Raw genomic sequence first — 19,709 nt, forward strand, 5'->3', positions numbered from 1 at the left:
GCCGCCGCGCGGGACGATCCCGGCGCCGGCAATCAGTATTGTGCCGTCACCTCCACATGGTGGTGACGATGCGTCGGACAGACATTCGGTTCGATCCGGTAGCGTCCGGCAGGCAGCTTTGTCCCCACCGCACTTTCCGGCGTGATGAAGGCGGCCACCTGCTCGCTGCCGTGATAAAGGCTGAAACCATAGGTGCCGTCGATGACGCGCGTGATTTCGCCGCTCTCCGGCAGAACGAGATCGCGTCCCCATTCGCGCTCCGTTCCATAGTCGTCATGCTTGACCACCGAGCCCGTACCGGTGACGGACGCGGCGAACGCTGCCTGAGGCACCGCGACCAGAACCGCCGCCAGGGCGAATGCGAGCCTTTTGCCTGCGCGTTTGCTTCTCAACATCTTGCTCCCCTCGTCCAAAAAGAACAGCGCACCCGCGAAATTCGCGGATGCGCTGCAAGCCTAGCACACCGTCGCGGGACATGAAGTCCCGCCCATGTGCCGCATCTTAGTTTGCGCGTTGCCCGAAAAGGATCTTGCGAGCCTTCTCGGCGTCTTTGGTCTTGTCTCCCAGGGTGCCCTGACGCAAATCGCGCCCCAGAGCGAACCCCCGTTGAACGGTCGGACGGGCACTCACCCGTTCGAACCATTTTTTGAGATGTGGAAAATTCTCAAGCTTCTGGCCCTGGTTTTTGTAGGGTACGACCCAGCCCCAGCAAGCCATGTCTGCGATGGAATAACGGCCCGCAAGGTAATCGCGGTCCCTCAGGCGCTTGTTCATCACGCCATAGAGCCGGTTCACCTCATTCGTGTACCGCTTGATCGCATACGGAATTTTCTCCTGAGCGTATTGCCGGAAATGATGCGCCTGGCCGGCCATTGGCCCCAGACCCCCCATTTGCCAGAACAGCCATTGATCGACCTCAACCCTCTGCCGCTCGTTTGACGGGTAGAACTTCCCCGTCTTGCGGCCGAGATATTGCAGGATTGCACCGGATTCGAAGATCGAGATGGATTGCCCCCCGGGGCCATCCGGATCGACGATGGCGGGCATCCTGTTGTTCGGCGCGATCCGGAGAAAGGATCGCTTGAACTGGTCGCCAATGCCGATATTCACCGGCTTCATCACATAGGGAAGCCTGCACTCCTCCAGCATGATCGAAACCTTCCAGCCATTGGGTGTGGGCCAGTAATGGAGTTCGATCGGCTTGTCGGAGGAGCGCACGGCCCCGGTCGAAGCGGATCGCTTCGCCGGAGCCGCTTTTCGAGTAGTCCCCTCGGATGTTTTCCGGCGCGCAGCCATTACTTCTTGGCTGCCGTCCTGCGACGGGTCGCGGGCTTGCGGGCCGCAGTCGTCCGGCGCGTCGTCGTACGGCGAGCCGGCGCCTTGCGAACCGTCGAACGACGGGTAGCAGACGTCTTGCGAGCCGTGGTCTTGCGCGCAGGCGCCTTCCGGACTGCCGTCTTCTTGGCGGCGGGCTTGCGAGCCGTCGTCTTCTTCGCCGCAGGCTTACGGGCCGTGGTCTTACGGGCCGCGGGCTTGCGAGCCGCCGTCGTCTTACGAGCTGTCGTCTTACGGGCAGTCGTCTTCTTCGCGGCGGGTTTGCGAGCCGTGGTCTTACGAGCCGCAGGCTTGCGGGCCGCCGTCGTCTTGCGAGCTGTCGTCGTCTTGCGCGCAGTCGTCTTGCGGGCGGCGGGTTTACGGGCTGTCGTCTTCTTGGCAGCCGTGGTCTTCCGCGCCGCAGGTTTACGGGCGGTGGTCTTCTTCGCCGCAGGCTTGCGAGCCGTTGTCGTCTTCTTGGCCGCTGGCTTGCGGGCGGTCGTCTTCTTCGCAGCCGTCGTCTTCTTGGCTGCGGGCTTGCGAGCGGTCGTCTTCTTGGCCGCAGGCTTCTTCGCAGCCGTGGTCTTCTTGGCTGCAGGCTTCTTCGCAGTGGTTTTCTTCGCCGCCGGTTTCTTCGCGGTTGTCTTTTTCGCCGCGGGTTTACGAGCGGTAGTCTTCTTGGCGGCCGTCGTCTTGCGAGCGGTCGTCTTACGGGCGGTCGCCGTTTTCGGCTTCGCCTTTCTCGTCGTGGTAGCCATGTTCATTCAGCTCCTGATGTGCCATTTGTGTTGGCGACAATCCAAAGACTTGCAACGCACACAAACTCACGTGCCCCCGTACCCATCAAGGCGCACATTGTTACTATGGGCGTCACAAATGCGCTCGGCAACAAATTGCAACAGTTTTACGCAAGCGCAGTCGCGCCACTTTCATGTGAAAGTGGTTTACAAACAGTTCATCGGGAACATGGATTCGTTCGTCAGTCCTCTGAAGGTATGTCTATTTTCTTCGCGAGGATTTCATTGACGAGTTGCGGATTAGCCTTGCCAGACGTGGCTTTCATGACCTGACCGACAAACCAGCCCGCAAGTTTCGGTTTGGTTTTTACCTGTTCGACCTTATCCGGATTGGCCGCGATCACCTCATCGATGGCCGCTTCGATAGCGCCTGTATCCGTAACCTGACGAAGACCTTCTTTTTCGACGATTTCGATGGCATTTCGGCCCGTTTTGTACATCGAATCAAAAACGTCCTTCGCGATTCGACCTGAAATCGTGTTGTCGGAAATGAGGTCCAGCAGCTCTCCGAGCTGTTTCGCAGACACCGGAGACGCTTCCAGAGAGTGCCCTTCGCGGTTCAACGCAGCGAACAAATCGCCGTTCACCCAGTTCACCGCGAGCTTCGGATCGCGTCCTTTCGCAACCTCTTCAAAGAAGTCCGCACGCGCCCCGTCGCTGACCAGAACGGTCGCGTCGTATGCCGACAATCCGTAGTCGGCCATCAGGCGCTCTTTCTTTTCATCCGGCAGTTCCGGCAGCGATGCTGCAATGCGGTCGACATCTTCCTGCTGCAATTCCAGCGGCAGAAGATCCGGATCGGGGAAGTAGCGATAGTCATGCGCCTCTTCCTTGGAGCGCATGGAGCGCGTCTCGCCCGTTTTCGGGTCGAAAAGACGCGTTTCCTGATCGATCTTGCCGCCCTCTTCGAGAATTTCGATCTGACGACGCGCTTCGTGTTCGATCGCCTGACCGATGAAACGGATAGAATTCACATTCTTGATCTCGCAGCGCGTCCCAAGTTCACCGCCGGGTTTGCGCACCGACACATTGACGTCCGCGCGCAGGCTTCCCTGCTCCATATTGCCGTCGCACGTGCCCAGATAGCGCAGAATCGTGCGCAATTTGCGCACATAGGCCTGCGCTTCCTCGGCCGAACGCATATCCGGGCGCGACACGATTTCCATGAGCGCGACGCCGGAGCGGTTGAGGTCGACATGGCTCATGCTGGGATGCATGTCATGCACGCTCTTGCCCGCATCCTGCTCCAGATGCAGACGCTCGATGCCGATTTTCTCCGTGCGTTCTTCCGGCAGGTCGATCTCGATTTCGCCCTCGCCCACAATCGGGTGTTTGAACTGCGAAATCTGATAGCCCTGCGGCAGATCCGGATAGAAATAGTTCTTCCGGTCGAAAACGGACCGCAGATTGATCTTCGCCTTGAGGCCGAGACCCGTTTTCACCGCCTGTTCGACGCAAACGCGGTTGATGACGGGCAACATGCCCGGCAAGGCCGCGTCCACCAGACTGACATGGGTATTTTGCTCTGCGCCGAACTCGGTCGAAGCGCCGGAAAAGAGCTTCGCCTTCGATGTCACCTGCGCATGGACTTCGAGGCCCAGCACGATTTCCCAATCGCCCGTGGCGCCCTGAATCCAGTCTTCTTCGCGCGCGACGCGCTTGCCGATTTCCATCACGACCTCCACCAGGCTTCAGGCGCCGCCGTGAACTGCGCGGCCTCTTCGAGTTTGTGTGCAGTGCGGAACAAAGTTTCCTCGTCGAAACCGCGTCCGATGAGTTGAAGCCCCAGCGGCAACCCTTCTTTCGACAGGCCCGCGGGCACCGAAATGCCGGGAAGCCCCGCAAGGTTCACCGTCACGGTGAAAACATCGTTCAGATACATGGAAAGCGGATCGTCCGACTTTTCCCCGATGCCGAACGCGGCCGACGGCGCCGTGGGCGTTAGCAGCACGTCGACTTCGGAAAACGCCTGGCGGAAATCATGCGCGATGAGCGAACGTACCTTCTGCGCCTTCAGATAATAGGCGTCGTAATAGCCCGCCGAGAGCACATAGGTGCCGATCAGCACGCGGCGGCGCACTTCGTCGCCGAAGCCTTCCGCCCGCGTGTTCTCATACATCTCGGTGATGTCCTTGCCGTCCACGCGGAGCCCGTAGCGCACGCCGTCATAGCGCGCGAGGTTGGAGGACGCTTCCGCCGGCGCCACGATGTAATAGGCCGGCAGCGCATATTTCGTGTGAGGCAGGCTCACTTCCTTGATATTCGCGCCCGCCGCCTTCAGCCATTCGATGCCCTGGCTCCACAACGCGTCGATCTCTTCCGGCATGCCGTCCACGCGATATTCCTTCGGAATACCGACCGTGAGGCCCTTTACGCCCTGCCCCAGCGCCGCTTCATAGTCCGGCACGGGGCGGTCGACGCTCGTCGTATCCTGCGGATCGTGCCCGGCCATCGACTTCAGCATGATCGCCGCGTCGCGCACATCGCGCGTGATCGGACCGGCCTGATCGAGCGAGGAGGCGAACGCCACGATGCCCCAGCGCGAACAACGGCCGTAAGTCGGCTTGATGCCGACCGTGCCGGTGAAAGCCGCCGGCTGGCGGATGGAACCGCCCGTATCGGTCGCCGTCGCCCCCAGGCAGAGCTTCGCCGCCACGGCGGCCGACGAGCCGCCGGACGAGCCGCCCGGCACGAGCTTCGTGTCGTCGCCATTGCGACGCCAGGGATTGGTGACGGGGCCGTAGAAGCTCGTCTCGTTGGACGAGCCCATGGCGAACTCGTCATTGTTGAGCTTGCCGAGCATCACCGCGCCGTCGCGCCAGAGCTGCGAGGTGACGGTGGATTCATAGGCCGGCGTGTAACCGTCGAGAATGTGGCTGCAGGCGGTGCTGCGCACATCCTTTGTGCAGAACAGGTCCTTGATGCCGAGCGGCACGCCCTCGATGGCGCCGCCCTCGCCCTTGGCGAGCTTCGCATCGGAGGCTTTCGCCATCTCGCGCGCCTGCTCCGCCGTTTCCAGCACATAGGCGTTCAGATCGCGGCCTGCTTCCATCTCGGCGATATAGGCGTCGGTCAGCTCGGCGGAGGTGATTTCCTTCGCCTTCAGCTTGTCGCGCGCTTCCGCCAGCGAAAGGCCGATCAGTTCGTCATTCTTCGCCATGCGCCTTACTCCACCACTTTCGGGACGACAAAGAAGCCGTCTTCGGACGCAGGTGCGTTGCGCGTGACCTCGTCCTGCATATTGCCGACCGTGACGTCGTCCTCACGCATTTTCATCGTGGTTTCCACGGCGCTGGTCATCGGCTCGACGTCGGAGGTGTCGAGCTCGCCGAGCTGTTCCACCCAGTCGAGAATGCTGTTGAGTTCGCTGGCGAGATGTTCCAGCTCATCGTCCCGCACGGCAATCCGCGCAAGCCGGGCGATGTGCCGGACGGTGTTCTGATCGACCGACATAGGCCTGCCTTTGTTGGGGTTTGGAGAGCGGACGAAGAAAGGCCCTGAAAGCCCCGCATGCGCCCAATTCTCGCTTGAATCGGCGGCAACATAACAAAGCCTTGGCCGAAGCCGCAACGCCGCCTATTGTCCCGGCCTTGTAGAGCCGGATTTTAAGGGATTTCGCGGGTTTGAGCGGCAATATAACGACGCTGGAAGAGCTGAAGGCCCGTCTGGGCCGGAACGACCGCCTGATGGGGCTCGATCTCGGCACCAAAACCATCGGCCTCGCCCTCTCCGACGTGTCGCTCTTCGTCGCCTCGCCGCTCGAAACCATCAAGCGGACGAAATTCACCGCCGATGCGGAGCGCCTCCTCGCTCTGACCACCCAATATGATGTGGCCGGGCTCGTGGTGGGCCTGCCACTCAATATGGACGGCACGGAGGGCCCTCGCTGCCAGTCCACCCGCGCCTTCGTCCGCAATCTGGAAAAGCTGACCGATCTTCCCGTCGTCTTTCAGGACGAGCGCATGTCCACCCAGGCGGTGACACGCACCCTGCTGGAAGCGGACGCCAGCCGCGCCCGGCGCGCCGAGCTGGTGGACAAGATGGCCGCCGCCCATATCCTTCAGGGAGCGCTCGACCGGCTGCGGAACCTCTAGGCGTCCGCGACCTACCGTCATTGCGAGCGAAGCGAAGCAATCCAGAAGCGGCAAGCTCAGAACTGGATTGCTTCGTCGCTTACGCTCCTCGCAATGACGGCCCGCAATTGTCGTCCCGGCACTCGTTGCCGGGACCCATTCGCCTTTCAGCCTGTTGCACCGCCAATGGATCCCGCCTGCGTGGCCGAAGCCACTGCGGCGCAGCGAAGGCCCGGGAACAAGTCCCGGGATGACATGAGCGTTTGTGGCTTGTCCTCCCGCCTTCTGGTAGGAGAGTTACTCTTCGCCCCGACAAGACCAAAATAAGGCGGGCGGCCAAACCGCGCCGGTTTTCCATGCTCCAGATCCTCAACGCCCTCATTCCCGTCTTCCTCGTCATCGCGCTCGGCTGGACCATCAAGCGGATGGATTTTCTGGGTGAGGAAATCTGGGCGCCGCTGGACAAGCTGACCTATTACGTCTTCTTCCCCGCCCTCCTCTGCCGCACGCTCGCCGTGGCAGATCTCGGCCCCTATGACATCGGCCCCATGGCGTCCGCGCTTGCCGCTGGCCTTGCGAGCATGGTCGTGCTGCTGATGGTGCTGAAGCAGATATTGCCGCTGACCGGACCTCAATTCTCCTCCGTCTTTCAGGGCGCGGCACGCTGGAACGGCTTCGTGGCGCTGGCGGCCATCGCCTCCTTCTATGGTCATGAAGGCGTGGCGCTCGCTGCGGTCGGTTTCGCGGTGCTGGTGCCCGCCGTGAACGTGCTCTCCGTTCTCATCCTCACGCGCTACGCGGGCGACACGCCTGCCGGTCTCGGCACGGTGGGACGATTGCTCGTCAAGAACCCGCTCATCCTCGCCTGCGCAGCGGGGATCGCGCTCAACGTCTCTGGCATCGGGCTTCCCGGCCCGCTCGACCCGACGCTCGACATTCTCGGCAAGGCCGCCCTCACCATCGGTCTCATCGCCATCGGTGCAGGCCTGAAGCCCGCTCATGCCTTCGACACGAAATGGATCGTGCTGCTGACGAGCGGTCTGCGCCTCATCGCCATGCCACTGATGATGATGGGCTGGTGCTACGTCTTCGGCGTCACCGGCCTGCCGCGCCTCGTCGTGCTCGTCTGCGGCGCCGTGCCGGGCGCGACGTCCTCCTACATCCTCGCCCGCCAGCTCGGCGGCGACGCCACGCTGATGGCAAGCCTCATCACCGGAGGCACGATCCTCGCCGCTATCACAATGCCGCTGATGCTCTGGCTGCTGGGATAAGAGAGCCTGCATGGCAACAAGTTTTTTGAAGAATCTGGCCGCACTGGAAAACTCCACCGTCTCGTCCGTGGACCGAGGGGATGGCGATGCGTCAGTCATCCTGAAATTCAGCGATAACACGTTGCTCCAGGCGACCTATTGGCGAGCAATACAGGCCAACCGCCAGTGCGTCAGCAGCTTCGACGATGGACAGCAATACGGCCTCGAAACTCTCATCAATGCAGTCTCTCAGCTACGCCAGATGCTGACAGGAAAATCCGTGAAAATGGCAACGCTTGACGGTCGAACCGGCGATCTCGACATCGAATTTTCCGATGACACGGCGCTGCAAGTTCTGAACTTCACGGGATACGAAGTCTGGGAAATCACTTTCCCGGACGGCAGTCGCGAATTCTCGAACCGCAACAGGTGACTCTGCAGCTCAACGGCTACAGGTACTCTTTGCTGAGTTGTAGGCCCAAAAATCGACACTCTCCGAGATTTTCGGACAGTGCTTGATGCCGTAGCGATAAACCGTCTTCAGACCTGAAGCCGTGAGATAGGTACAAGCTGCATCCTCAAACTCGACTGTTCCGCATAGCGGATCGTCACGAACCAGCAGACCGCCTCCGGTGACGAACAAAACACCCCAAGCGATCAACAGCAGCCCGACAACTCCACTTGTCCAGCGCAGCATGAGATCACGCCATAGGCCGTGAACGGTCGATGATCGCGCGCTGATCCACACCCTCCGGCAGCGTGCCGTAGAGATCGCCCCAGTCGCGGTTGAGGCGCGTGGCACAGAATGCATCCGACACATAGTCCGGCGCATGCTTCACCAGCACGGACGCCGCCGCGACCTTCGCCATGTCCTCCACCACCGTGCGGGCGCGCATTTCCAGCGTGCCGAGATCGGTGAATTGCTGCTTCAGGAGATCGACCGCCTTGTCGTAATGCGCATTGGCACCCCTGGCGGCGTCGAACTCGGCGAAAACGACATCCAGCGCTTCCGGCTCGCGGCCCAGCGCACGCAGCACGTCGAGGCACATGACATTGCCCGAGCCCTCCCAGATCGCATTCACCGGCATCTCGCGATAGATACGGCCCGCGATGCCCTCTTCCACATAGCCATTGCCGCCGAGACACTCCATCGCCTCATAGGCGAGATTCGGCGCGCGCTTGCAGACCCAGTATTTCGCGACCGGCGTCATGATGCGGCGATAGGCGGCCTCCTGCTCGTCCGTGAACGCTTCGTCGAAAGACCGCGCCACGCGGAAGGAGAGCGCCGTTGCCGCTTCCGTTTCGAGCGCGAGGTCGGCGAGCACGCCCGACATGAGCGGCTGGTCGATCAGGTGCTTCTGGAAGACGCGCCGGTAGCTGCAATGATGCACGGCCTGCGCCACCGCCTGCCGCATCATCCCCGCCGTCGCCACCGCGCAATCCAGCCGCGTATAGGTCGCCATCTCGATGATGTTGCGCACGCCGCGCCCCTCTTCGCCGATCAGCCAGCCCGCCGCCGCCTGGAACTCGACTTCCGAGGAGGCGTTGGACTTGTTGCCGACCTTCTCCTTCAGGCGCTGGATGCGGATACGGTTCGGCTCCCCGTCCGGCGTGAAGCGCGGCATGAGGAAACAGGAAAGCCCGTTGGGAGCCTGCGCCAGGACGAGGAAAGCATCGCACATGGGCGCGGAAAAGAACCATTTATGCCCGGTGATGCGATATTCCTCGCCCGGCCCGCCGCCATTCACCGGCTGCGCATGGGTGGTGTTGGCGCGCACATCCGTGCCGCCCTGCTTTTCCGTCATGCCCATGCCCAGCGTGACGCCGGTCTTTTCGCTCGCGGGCTTGAAGGACGGATCGTAGTCGCGCGACAGGATGCGTGGGATCCATTCCTCGGCGAGGCTCGGCTGGAACAGCAGCGCGGGCACCGCCGCATTGGTCATGGTGATGGGGCAGCCATGACCGGATTCGATTTGCGTCATCATGTAGGTGCCGGCAAGCCGCGAGACGATGGCGCCCTTTTTCGGTTCGGATTTGTCCTTCAGATGATCCCACGGGCTGCCATGGAGCCCCTGCGCCACCGAAAGCGACATCAGCTCGTGATAGGAGGGATGGAACTCCACCCGGTCGATGCGGTGGCCGAAACGATCGAAACTCTTCAGAACCGGCAGATAGGCATTGGCCTGCCGCCCGAGATCGATCACCTCGGACGTACCGATCTTGCCGCCGAATGCCGCCAGATTGTCTTCGGCGGCCCCGCCGCCTTCCCGCGCCACCGTCTCCCGCAGCGCAATATCGCTGGTGAAGAGATTGTAGTTTTCCAGCGCGGGCGGCTGGTTGAACACCTCATGCGTGGCAAAAGCCTCGGGCTCGAACTCGGGATTGTCCATTTGGGCCACCTCCTGACATTTTGGAGCCTATTGGAGACCCAACGTCACCCTTGGCGCAACCCGCGCGAATAGACGCAGTCCCGTCAGCGCCAAAACAGACATTGTTCCTTGCTGGAACCGGGAATCGCACCTATACATTCGGCTTTAATGAGCAGTCCGGAAACATCCCCCGCCCCCATCTTCCCGCATCGTCATCTGATCGGGATCGAGGGGCTTTCTCCCCAAGACATCACCGCCCTGCTGGACCTCGCCGACACCTATGTCGAGCAGAACCGGCGGATCGACAAAAAGGGCGCGGTACTCAGGGGCCGGACCCAGATCAACCTCTTCTTCGAAGCTTCCACGCGCACGCAAAGCTCCTTCGAGCTGGCGGGCAAGCGGCTCGGCGCCGATGTGATGAACATGTCGGTCGGCACCTCCTCGGTGAAGAAGGGCGAAACGCTGATCGACACGGCGGTGACGCTCAATGCCATGCACCCGGACATGATCGTGGTGCGGCACCAGAATTCCGGCGCGGTGGAGCTTCTGTCGCAGAAGGTCTCCTGCTCGGTGGTCAATGCGGGCGACGGCGCGCATGAGCACCCGACACAGGCCCTGCTCGATGCGCTGACCATCCGCCGCCGCAAGGGCAAGCTGCAGGGCCTTCGGGTCGCGATCTGCGGCGACATCCTGCACAGCCGCGTGGCGCGCTCCAATATCCTGCTCCTGCATACCATGGGCGCGCGCGTCCGCGTAATCGGGCCGCCCACGCTGATGCCCACCGGCATCGAGCGCTTCGGCGTCGAGATATTCCACGACATGAAGAAGGGGCTGGAGGATTGCGACATCGTGATGATGCTGCGCCTGCAGCTTGAGCGCATGGCAGGCTCCTATGTGCCCTCGCAGCGCGAATATTTCCGCTATTACGGCCTCGATTACGACAAGCTCGCCGCGGCGAAACCCGATGCGCTCGTCATGCATCCCGGCCCGATGAACCGCGGCGTCGAGATCGACAGCGCGGTGGCCGACGACATTCACCGCAGCCTGATCCGCGAACAGGTGGAAATGGGCGTCGCGGTGCGCATGGCCGTGCTCGATGCGCTGGCGCGCAACCTGCCCAACGACCCGTCGATTGCGGAGACTGCGAAATGACCCGCACCGCCTTCGTCAATGCGCGCCTGCTCGACCCGGCCAGCGGCTACGACCAGACCGGAAGCCTGCTCGTCGAGGACGGCAGGATCGTCGATCTGGGACCGGAGCTTTTCAAGGACGGTATTCCCGAAGGCGTGGAAACGGTGGAATGCGGCGGCAAGGTCCTCTGCCCCGGCCTGGTGGATATGCGCGTCTTTACGGGCGAGCCCGGCGCGGAACACCGCGAGACGCTGGCACTCACCAGCCAGGCAGCGGCCGCCGGCGGCGTCACCACCGTCATCGTCATGCCGAATACCGATCCGGTGATCGACGATGTGGCGCTGGTGGATTTCATGGAGCGCCGCGCCCGCGACACGGCCATCGTCAACGTCCACCCCATGGCGGCGCTGACCAAGGGCCTCAAGGGACAGGAGATGACGGAGATCGGCCTGCTGAAGGAGGCAGGCGCGGTCGCCTTTACGGATGGCGACAAGGCGGTCGCCAATGCGCAGGTCGTTCGCCGCGCCATGTCCTACGCCAAGCTCTTCGACGCATTGCTGGTGCAGCACGCCGAAGAGCCGAGCCTGGCCAGCGGCGTCATGCATGAAGGCGAATTGTCGAGCCGCTGGGGCCTGACCGGCATTCCGGCAGCCGCCGAAACCATCATGATCGAGCGCGATCTGCGCCTCATGGAACTCACCGGCGGACGTCTCCACATTGCGCAGATTTCCTGCGAAGCCTCGGTCGAGATCATTCGCGCGGCGAAGAACCGGGGATTGCCGGTCACCTGCGGCGTCTCGGCGGCGCATCTGCAACTCAACCAACTCGACATTCAGGGCTACCGGACCTTCTTCAAGCTCTCGCCGCCGCTTCGCAGCGAACAGGACCGTCAGGCGCTCGTCGCCGGGCTGGCCGACGGCACGATCGACGTCATCGTCTCCGGCCACGATCCGCAGGACGCCGACGTCAAACGCCGGCCCTTCGAAGAAGCCAATTTCGGCGCCATCGGGCTTGAAACGCTGCTGGCCGCGGGGCTGGCCCTCGTCCATTCCGGCGATGTGCCGCTGGCGCGCCTGCTCGATACCATGACCCATGTGCCCGCCGACCTGCTGGACCTCGGCACGGGGCGGCTCGCCGCCGGCCTGCCCGCAGACCTAATCCTCATCGATACGGATATGCCCTGGCAGTTGAAGCCGGAAGCGCTCAAATCCGTTTCCAAGAACACACCCTTCGAGGACCGGCGCTTTCAAGGCCGGGTTTTGCGGACTATTGTCGGCGGCCGGATGGTTTTCGTTCACGGGGAAGAGGACTGAGCATGTTCGAGGGGGTGACACTGGCGACTGACGGGCCCTGGCTCGCCGGAGCGCTGATCGTCGGATATCTGCTGGGGTCGATCCCGTTCGGCCTGCTGCTGACCCGCCTGGCGGGCCTGGGCGACATTCGCGACATCGGATCGGGCAGCATCGGCGCCACCAACGCGCTCAGGACCGGCAATCGCTGGGTCGCGGCCGGCACGCTTCTCGGCGATGCGGGCAAGGGAATTGCCGCCGTCCTCATCATGCGCGAATTCGGCGCGCATCCGATCCCCATGGCAGGGGTTGCAGGCATCGGCGCCTTTCTCGGCCACCTCTACCCGGTATGGCTCAAATTCAAGGGCGGCAAGGGCGTTGCCGTCTTTATCGGCATATTGCTGGCACTTTACTGGCCCATCGGCCTGCTCTTCTGTGCGACCTGGCTCGCGGTGGCGATTGTCGGCCGGTATTCCTCGCTTTCCGCGCTCGTGGCCGCGCTGCTGACGCCGCTCTACCTCGCATGGCTCGACCAGTGGCAGCTTGTGGCGCTTTCCGTGCCGCTGGTGGTGTTGATCTACTGGGCGCACCGGGAAAACATCGCGCGCCTGCTCAACGGCGCGGAGCCCAAGATCGGCGCGAAGAAAAACACCCCCGAAGCCGATAGCGAGGCGGGTCAATGATCCCGCTGCCGCAGGAAGAGCGCCTGGCGCGCCTGCGGCTCGCACGCAGCGAAAATATCGGCCCCGTCACCTTTCGCGATCTGCTCGAGCATTTCGGATCCGCCGAAACCGCGCTCGAAGCCCTGCCCGATCTCGCGGCGCGCGGCGGACGCAAGCGCAATATCAGGGTCGCAAGCGTCGGCGATGCGGAGCGCGAGATGGCCGCGCTGGAAAAGCTGGGCGCAACGCTTCTCGTCCTGGGCGATGCCGATTATCCGCCGCCCCTCGCCCTCACCGACCCGCCGCCGCCGGTCATCGCGGTAAAGGGAAAGCTGTCTCTGCTGACACGCGACACCATCGCCATGGTCGGCTCGCGCAACGCCTCCGCCGCGGGCCGCCGGATCGCAGGCGATATCGCCAAGGGCCTTTCGGAACGCGGATATGTCGTCGCCTCCGGCCTTGCCCGCGGCATCGACACGGCAGCGCATCAGGCGTCGCTGGCCAGCGGAACGATCGCGGTGGTCGCAGGCGGCCTCGACATCTTCTACCCGCCGGAAAACGAGAAACTGCAACGCATCATCGGCGAAGAGGGACTGCTGATGGGTGAAATGCCACTCGGCACGAGCCCGCAGGCCCGCCATTTTCCGCGCCGCAACCGGCTGATCTCCGGCCTGTCGCTGGCGACGGTGGTAGTCGAGGCCGCGCTACGCTCCGGTTCGCTCATCACCGCGCGCTACGCGCTGGAGCAGAACCGCGACGTCTGCGCGGTGCCCGGCTCACCACTCGATCCGCGCGCGCACGGCGCGAACCGCCTCATCAAACAGGGTGCGACACTGGTGGAAACGGCGGAGGATGTGGTGGACGCGCTCGGTGCCCCCCATCAGGCGCATCGGCGGCTGGCAGAACCCCGGCATGTCGCCTTTTCGCAGCCCGTGCCGAGCGCGGAGCCGGATGACGCGATCCGCCTGCGCGTCCTCGAAGCGCTGGGACCGACACCGACGCCGCTCGGCGACCTCCTGAACGAGGCCGACGCCGCCCCCGGATCGGTCCGCGCGGTTCTGATCGAGCTGGAACTTGCCGGCCGCCTGCAACGCGACCCGGGCGACCGCCTGAGCCTTATTCCCGAGGCGCATCGCTCCCGCTAGGCCGGTCGCGCCATGAGGTCGACCACGACTCGCCTTTGTGCGCGAGCTGGCGGGCCTCCTCCAATGCCAGGCCGAGAAGATAGGCGAGAAAGCGGTAGCCCTGAGCCGCCGCCAGCTGGCGCGCGCTTGTCAGCATATCGAGAAGATATTCGGCAACTTCGCCGCTCTGCCCATCGCCGCCATCCATCACCTGCGCGTCTTGCGACGGGCGTCCCGGACGCACCCGGCCTCCGGCGCCATCGGGCTTCACTTTCCGCTCGGCTCCGCCGACAGGGTTTCTCATTAATTTCCTCCTGCTCCCCTGAAAACGTCCCCAGCGCGCGAACATTCAAAATTACTAATCTCTTGTTGAATTATTGCCCCCTTATTAGTCCGGGTCACACAAAATCCGCGCCGTTTCTCGCGGTAAAAATCGTCATTTTGAATAAAACGAAAAAGGCAGTTTTCTAATACATGAGGCTTTCCGCGCCTTGCGAGGAAGTTTGACAGGTCCCGGGCTTTTCCGCATTGTCCCGCGTCGGCGCAAGGCAGCCGCCCGGATCACCGATATACGGGCGGACAGGCCGGCGAATTTTCTTGCCCCACAGGAGAGCATTCGAGCCCTAGATGGACGTCGTCATTGTAGAATCGCCGGCCAAGGCGAAAACCATCAACAAGTATTTGGGCAAGGACTACAAGGTCATGGCCTCGTATGGCCATGTGCGCGACCTGCCGTCCAAGGACGGTTCCGTGCAGCCGGACGAAGACTTCGCCATGCACTGGGATGTCGACGCAAAGTCGCAGAAACGGCTGAACGACATCGTGAAGGCCGTGAAGGACGCCGACGGCCTGATCCTCGCAACCGACCCCGACCGCGAAGGCGAGGCCATTTCCTGGCACGTGCTGGAAGTGCTCCGGAACAAGAAGGCGCTGGGCGACAAGGACGTGAAGCGCGTGGTTTTCAACGCGATCACGAAGCAGTCCGTGACGGAAGCGATGAAGCATCCGCGCGACCTCGACAAAGAACTGATCGACGCCTATCTCGCCCGCCGCGCCCTCGACTATCTGGTAGGGTTCACGCTGTCGCCCGTGCTCTGGCGCAAGCTGCCGGGCTCCCGCTCGGCGGGCCGTGTACAATCGGTCGCGCTGCGCCTCGTCTGCGACCGGGAACTCGAAATCGAGTCCTTCCGCGCCCAGGAATACTGGACCGTCGAATCCGATTTCCAGACCGAAAAGTCACAAAATTTCATTGCCCGCCTGACGCAGCTCGACGGCAAGAAGCTCGACAAGTTCGCCATTCCCGACGAAAAGACGGCGAAGGACATCGAGGCGCGCATCCGCTCTTCGAAATTCACCGTCACCTCCGTCGAGAGCAAGCCGACCAGGCGCAATCCGAACCCGCCCTTCACGACCTCCACCCTGCAGCAGGAAGCCTCGCGCAAGCTCGGTTTTTCCGCGAGCCGTACCATGCAGGTCGCCCAGCGCCTTTATGAAGGTGTGGAACTGGACGGCGAGACCACCGGTCTCATCACCTATATGCGTACCGACGGCGTGCAGATTGCCGACGAAGCGATCGCGGCGACCCGTACCGTGGTGAACAACGAGTTCGGCGAGGCTTATCTGCCGGACAGCCCGCGCGTCTACAAGACCAAGGCGAAGAATGCGCAGGAAGCGCATGAAGCCATTCGCCCGACGGAGCTGTCGCGCCTGCCCAAGAAGGTCGCGCATGTACTCGACGACGACCAGCGCCGCCTCTACGAACTGATCTGGAACCGCACGGTCGCCAGTCAGATGGAAAGCGTGCAGCTCGAACGCACCACCATCGAAATCGAAGCGAATGATGCGCCCATCGGCCTGCGCGCGACGGGGTCGGTCATCGTTTTCGACGGCTTCCTGCGCCTTTATCAGGAAGGCAAGGACGACGAGGCCGCCGACGGCGAGGACGGCAACCGCCTGCCGAGAATGGCAAAGGGCGACAAACCCAGCCTTGTGAACGTGCGTCCCGACCAGCATTTCACCGAACCGCCGCCCCGCTTCACCGAAGCGACGCTTGTGAAGCGTATGGAAGAACTCGGCATCGGCCGTCCCTCCACCTACGCCTCGACGCTGCAGACGCTGCGCGACCGCGGCTATGTGACGATGGACAAGAACCGCCTCGTGCCCGACGACAAGGGCCGCCTGGTGACGGCGTTCCTGGAAAACTTCTTCGAGCGCTATGTCGAATACGGCTTCACCGCCGATCTGGAAGAAAAGCTCGACAAGGTGTCGGCGGGCGAACTCGACTGGAAGGAGCTGCTGCGCGACTTCTGGAAAGGCTTCACCGGCACCGTCGAGGACATCGCGGATCTGCGCATTACCGAAGTGCTGGACCGGCTGAACGAGGTGCTGGCGCCCCATGTCTTCCCGGAAAAGGAAGACGGCTCCGACCCGCGCAAATGCCCCACCTGCGAGGATGGGCGGCTGTCGCTCAAGGTCGGCAAGTTCGGCGCTTTTGTGGGCTGCTCCAACTATCCCGAATGCCGCTTTACCCGCCCGCTGACCGCCGCGCTCGACGCCGACAGCGCCGCGGCGACCGGCGACCGTGCGCTGGGCGAGGATCCAGATACCGGTGCGGAGATCACGCTGAAATCCGGCCGCTTCGGTCCCTATGTGGAGCGCGCACCGCTGGAAGAAGGCGAAAAGCCGAAGCGCTCCGGCCTGCCCAACGGGCTCGCAGCCGCCGATGTCGACCTTGAAAAGGCGCTGAAGCTGCTCACCCTGCCCCGCGAGATCGGACTTCACCCCGAAACGGGCAAGAAGGTCACGGCGGGGCTCGGCCGCTTCGGTCCCTATATCTATCACGACGGTACCTACGCCAATATCAAGGACCCGGAAGAGCTCTTCACCATCGGCCTCAACCGCGCGCTCACCGTGCTCGCGGAAAAGATCGAACGGGCAGAAAAACGCGCCGGCAAGATCCTGAAGGAGCTGGGCGAGCATCCGGACACGAAAAAGCCCGTGCAGATCCGCGAGGGCAAATACGGTCCCTATATCCGCTACGGCACCGCCAATGTGACGCTGCCCAAGGGCACGGAGGCCGACGATGTGACCTTCGAGCAGGCGCTGGAACTCATCGCGGAAAAAGTGCCGGCCAAAGGCAAGAAGAAGGCCGCTGCCAAGAAGACGGCAACCAAAACGGCCGCGAAGAAACCCGCAGCCAAAAAGACCGCGACGACAAAAAAGGCGCCTGCAAAGAAGCCGGCTGCGAAGAAAAAGCCGGCGGCCAGCAAAACCGCTTCCGCAAAGGCCAAAACTGAGTGACCGCGCGCAAAACGCCGCCGAGACCGAAGAAAAAGGCACCTGCCGGAAAGGCGAAGGATGACGGCGCCGGAGGTCTGCCCACCCGCGAGCAGATTCTGACCTTCATCTCCGAGACCGAAGGCAATATCGGCAAGCGCGAAATCGCCCGCGCCTTCAACATCAAGGGTTCCGACCGCATTCCGCTGAAGCGGATGCTGCGCGAACTGGAAGCGGAAGGCCTGCTGGAGAAGGATGGCGGCAAAAAGCTGCGCCGACCGGGCGAATTGCCTTCCGTCACCCTGCTGGAAGTCACCCATGCCGACATGGATGGCGACCTCATCGCCAAGCCGCTTAACTGGACCGGCGAAGAGCCCGCTCCCCTCATCGTCATCGTGCCGGAAAAAAGACGCGGCAAACGCTTTGCCGGGGAGGCCCCGACCGGCATAGGCGACCGCGTATTGGCGCGCATCGCACAGAATACGGACGAGCCCGAGACCTATCCCTACGAAGCGCGCGTCATCAAGCGCGTCGGCAAGGGCGCGGAGCGTGTGCTGGGCGTCTTCAAACCGGAAGCGCGCGGCGGGCGCATCCTGCCCGTGGACAAGAAGGCCCGGCACGAATTCGAAGTCGGGAAAAGCGATGCCGGCAAGGCCGGAGACGGCGATCTCGTCATGGGCGAGACCATTCCCGGCAAACAGCATGGCCGACCCCGCGCCCGCGTGATCGAGGTGCTCGGCAATCGCGACGACCCGCGCGTCGTCAGCCTCATCGCCATCCATGCGCATGGCATTCCCGACGCCTTTCCCGAAGAAGTGGTGAAATCCGCCGCCCGCATGCGTCATCGCGGCCTCAAGGGCCGGGAGGATTTGCGCGACATTCCCCTCGTCACCATCGATCCCGCGGATGCGCGCGACCATGACGACGCCGTCTGGGCGATGGCCGACGACAATCCGAAAAACGAGGGCGGCCATATCGTCATCGTCGCCATCGCCGATGTGGCCGCCTATGTGCGCCCCGGCGAGCCGATGGACGAGGAAGCGAAGAAACGCGGCAACTCGACCTATTTCCCCGATCGCGTCGTCCCGATGCTGCCGGAGCGCATTTCGAACGATCTCTGCTCGCTGCGGGAGAAGGAAGACCGCGCCTGCATCGCCGTGCGCATGGTTTTCGACCGGCACGGCACCAAGGTCGGCCATGAATTCATTCGCGGTTTGATGAAATCGGCGGCAAGCCTCACCTACCGCCAGATGCAGGAAGCGATCGACGGCAAGACGGACGACAAGACGGGCCCGTTGCTCGACACCGTCTTGCAGCCGCTCTGGAACGCCTATCAAACCATGCTGAAGGGGCGCGAACAGCGCGGGCCGCTGGAACTCGACCTGCCCGAATACCGGATCGGCTTCGATGACGACGGAAAAGTCGTGCAGGTGAAGGAATACGAACGCTTCGAGAGCATGCGCCTGATCGAGGAATGCATGATCCAGGCGAATGTCTGCGCCGCGGAATCGGTGGAAGAAAAGCGCAAGCGCGTCATCTACCGCGTACACGACGGCCCGAGCCGCGAACGCATCATGGCACTGGCGGAGTTTCTCGACACGCTCGACATCAGCTTCTCCAAGGGCGAGGTCGTGCGCCCGCAGAATTTCAATCGTATCCTGAAGCAGGTCCACGACACCGAGCATGACCGCATGGTGAGCGAGGTGATCCTCCGCTCACAGGCCCAGGCCATCTATTCGCCGGACAATATCGGGCATTTCGGTCTCAATCTGCGCCGCTACGCGCATTTCACCTCACCCATCCGCCGCTATGCGGACCTGACCGTTCACCGCGCGCTCATTGCCTCGCTGAACCTGACGCCGGATGTGAAGAAAGACGGCCAGCCGGAAGAGGAAGAGCGCGCACTCGAAGAGATCGCAACCCATATCTCCATGACCGAGCGCCGCTCCATGATGGCGGAGCGCGACAGCAAGGACCGTTTCATCGCGCAATATCTCGAAGCGCGGATCGGCGCGGAATTCAAGGGACATATTTCGGGCGTGACGCGCTTCGGCCTCTTCGTGAAGCTCGACGACAACGGCGCGGACGGCATCGTGCCCATCGCCACGCTCGGCGCGGAATATTTCCATCACGACGAAGTCGGCCATGCGCTGGTGGGCGAACGCAGCCGCACCACCTACCGTCTGGGCGAAGCCGTGCGCGTGAAACTTGCCGAAGCGGCCCCCATCACCGGGGGTATGCGCTTCGAACTGCTCGACGGAGGCAGCGCCGGCGGTTCCGCCGGGCGCCGCCGCAACGCCTCCGGTCGCGGGCGACCTGGCACCGCGCGGCGCCGGGGCCCGCCGAAATCCGCATCGAAGTCGAAAGGCAAGCGCAAATCGGGCGGCACAGGAAAAGGACGCCGTCATTGAGTGAAATCAAGCG

The 19,709-nt window shown here is 62.8% G+C and carries 18 protein-coding genes; 9 read left to right on the forward strand and 9 right to left on the reverse strand.

Translation table 11 applies throughout. The features are described 5' to 3' along the window. Positions 1 to 32 precede the first annotated feature (32 nt). The 6 genes from FHS78_RS01430 to gatC all read right to left on the reverse strand — a co-directional run bounded on the left by FHS78_RS01430 (position 33) and on the right by gatC (position 5,564). On the reverse strand, positions 33 to 395 hold the full coding sequence (locus tag FHS78_RS01430; RefSeq protein ID WP_167089524.1) for a hypothetical protein: 363 nt from the start codon (positions 393 to 395) through the stop codon (positions 33 to 35). Between the two features lie 106 nt (positions 396 to 501). Then, on the reverse strand, positions 502 to 1,149 hold the full coding sequence (locus tag FHS78_RS01435; RefSeq protein ID WP_246220293.1) for a glutathione S-transferase family protein: 648 nt from the start codon (positions 1,147 to 1,149) through the stop codon (positions 502 to 504). 146 nt (positions 1,150 to 1,295) lie between these two features. Continuing rightward, positions 1,296 to 2,072 carry a histone H1-like repetitive region-containing protein gene (locus FHS78_RS01440; protein ID WP_167089528.1) on the reverse strand — a complete coding sequence of 259 codons (777 nt, stop codon included), beginning with the start codon at positions 2,070 to 2,072 and terminating at the stop codon, positions 1,296 to 1,298. Between the two features lie 221 nt (positions 2,073 to 2,293). Further along, on the reverse strand, positions 2,294 to 3,784 hold the full coding sequence (gene gatB, locus FHS78_RS01445; protein ID WP_167089530.1) for an Asp-tRNA(Asn)/Glu-tRNA(Gln) amidotransferase subunit GatB: 1,491 nt from the start codon (positions 3,782 to 3,784) through the stop codon (positions 2,294 to 2,296). Next, entirely contained in the window at positions 3,784 to 5,271 is a 1,488-nt protein-coding gene (gene gatA / locus FHS78_RS01450; RefSeq protein WP_167089532.1) for an Asp-tRNA(Asn)/Glu-tRNA(Gln) amidotransferase subunit GatA, read from the reverse strand. The genes gatB and gatA overlap by 1 nt, the downstream gene beginning before the upstream one ends. Before the next feature lie 5 nt (positions 5,272 to 5,276). Further along, the gene (gatC, locus tag FHS78_RS01455) at positions 5,277 to 5,564 is read right to left on the reverse strand and encodes an Asp-tRNA(Asn)/Glu-tRNA(Gln) amidotransferase subunit GatC (protein ID WP_167089534.1); all 288 of its coding nucleotides are present in this window, start codon (positions 5,562 to 5,564) and stop codon (positions 5,277 to 5,279) included. Between the two features lie 233 nt (positions 5,565 to 5,797). Between gatC and ruvX the strand changes: the two genes are divergently transcribed. The 3 genes from ruvX to FHS78_RS01470 all read left to right on the forward strand — a co-directional run bounded on the left by ruvX (position 5,798) and on the right by FHS78_RS01470 (position 7,867). Beyond that, entirely contained in the window at positions 5,798 to 6,205 is a 408-nt protein-coding gene (gene ruvX / locus FHS78_RS01460; protein ID WP_246220317.1) for a Holliday junction resolvase RuvX, read from the forward strand. A gap of 335 nt (positions 6,206 to 6,540) precedes the next feature. Then, positions 6,541 to 7,455 (forward strand): AEC family transporter, encoded by a 915-nt coding sequence (locus FHS78_RS01465; protein ID WP_167089538.1) that lies wholly within the window; start codon positions 6,541 to 6,543, stop codon positions 7,453 to 7,455. A 10-nt stretch (positions 7,456 to 7,465) separates the two neighbouring features. Beyond that, positions 7,466 to 7,867: a DUF6188 family protein gene (locus tag FHS78_RS01470; protein ID WP_167089540.1), complete on the forward strand. Its 402-nt coding sequence runs from the start codon at positions 7,466 to 7,468 to the stop codon at positions 7,865 to 7,867. Between the two features lie 9 nt (positions 7,868 to 7,876). On the opposite strand, the gene FHS78_RS01475 is transcribed toward FHS78_RS01470, so the two are convergent. Both FHS78_RS01475 and FHS78_RS01480 read right to left on the reverse strand, forming a co-directional pair. Beyond that, positions 7,877 to 8,131, reverse strand: coding sequence for a hypothetical protein (locus FHS78_RS01475; RefSeq protein WP_167089542.1), 255 nt, complete (start codon positions 8,129 to 8,131; stop codon positions 7,877 to 7,879). A gap of 4 nt (positions 8,132 to 8,135) precedes the next feature. Then, positions 8,136 to 9,824: an isovaleryl-CoA dehydrogenase gene (locus tag FHS78_RS01480; protein ID WP_167089544.1), complete on the reverse strand. Its 1,689-nt coding sequence runs from the start codon at positions 9,822 to 9,824 to the stop codon at positions 8,136 to 8,138. 147 nt (positions 9,825 to 9,971) lie between these two features. Between FHS78_RS01480 and FHS78_RS01485 the strand changes: the two genes are divergently transcribed. From FHS78_RS01485 to dprA, 4 genes are read left to right on the forward strand one after another with little or no spacing between them, the layout of a single operon-like run. Beyond that, entirely contained in the window at positions 9,972 to 10,955 is a 984-nt protein-coding gene (locus FHS78_RS01485; RefSeq protein WP_167089546.1) for an aspartate carbamoyltransferase catalytic subunit, read from the forward strand. After that, positions 10,952 to 12,247 (forward strand): dihydroorotase, encoded by a 1,296-nt coding sequence (gene pyrC / locus FHS78_RS01490; RefSeq protein WP_167089548.1) that lies wholly within the window; start codon positions 10,952 to 10,954, stop codon positions 12,245 to 12,247. Before FHS78_RS01485 ends, pyrC begins: the two co-directional genes overlap by 4 nt. A gap of 2 nt (positions 12,248 to 12,249) precedes the next feature. After that, the gene (gene plsY, locus FHS78_RS01495; protein ID WP_167089550.1) at positions 12,250 to 12,906 is read left to right on the forward strand and encodes a glycerol-3-phosphate 1-O-acyltransferase PlsY; all 657 of its coding nucleotides are present in this window, start codon (positions 12,250 to 12,252) and stop codon (positions 12,904 to 12,906) included. Then, positions 12,903 to 14,030 carry a DNA-processing protein DprA gene (gene dprA / locus FHS78_RS01500; protein WP_167089552.1) on the forward strand — a complete coding sequence of 376 codons (1,128 nt, stop codon included), beginning with the start codon at positions 12,903 to 12,905 and terminating at the stop codon, positions 14,028 to 14,030. Before plsY ends, dprA begins: the two co-directional genes overlap by 4 nt. On the opposite strand, the gene FHS78_RS01505 is transcribed toward dprA, so the two are convergent. After that, a complete protein-coding gene (locus FHS78_RS01505) occupies positions 14,002 to 14,313 on the reverse strand; it encodes a hypothetical protein (protein WP_167089554.1) in 312 nt (103 codons plus the stop codon). The genes dprA and FHS78_RS01505 overlap by 29 nt on opposite strands. Before the next feature lie 323 nt (positions 14,314 to 14,636). Between FHS78_RS01505 and topA the strand changes: the two genes are divergently transcribed. Both topA and rnr read left to right on the forward strand, forming a co-directional pair. Beyond that, complete coding sequence (gene topA, locus FHS78_RS01510; RefSeq protein ID WP_167089556.1) at positions 14,637 to 17,309, forward strand: type I DNA topoisomerase; 2,673 nt, start codon at positions 14,637 to 14,639, stop codon at positions 17,307 to 17,309. After that, positions 17,306 to 19,696: a ribonuclease R gene (rnr, locus tag FHS78_RS01515; protein WP_167089558.1), complete on the forward strand. Its 2,391-nt coding sequence runs from the start codon at positions 17,306 to 17,308 to the stop codon at positions 19,694 to 19,696. The genes topA and rnr overlap by 4 nt, the downstream gene beginning before the upstream one ends. The last annotated feature ends 13 nt before the right edge of the window (positions 19,697 to 19,709 follow it).

This window comes from Parvibaculum indicum, from assembly GCF_011762095.1.
Taxonomy (GTDB): domain Bacteria; phylum Pseudomonadota; class Alphaproteobacteria; order Parvibaculales; family Parvibaculaceae; genus Parvibaculum; species Parvibaculum indicum.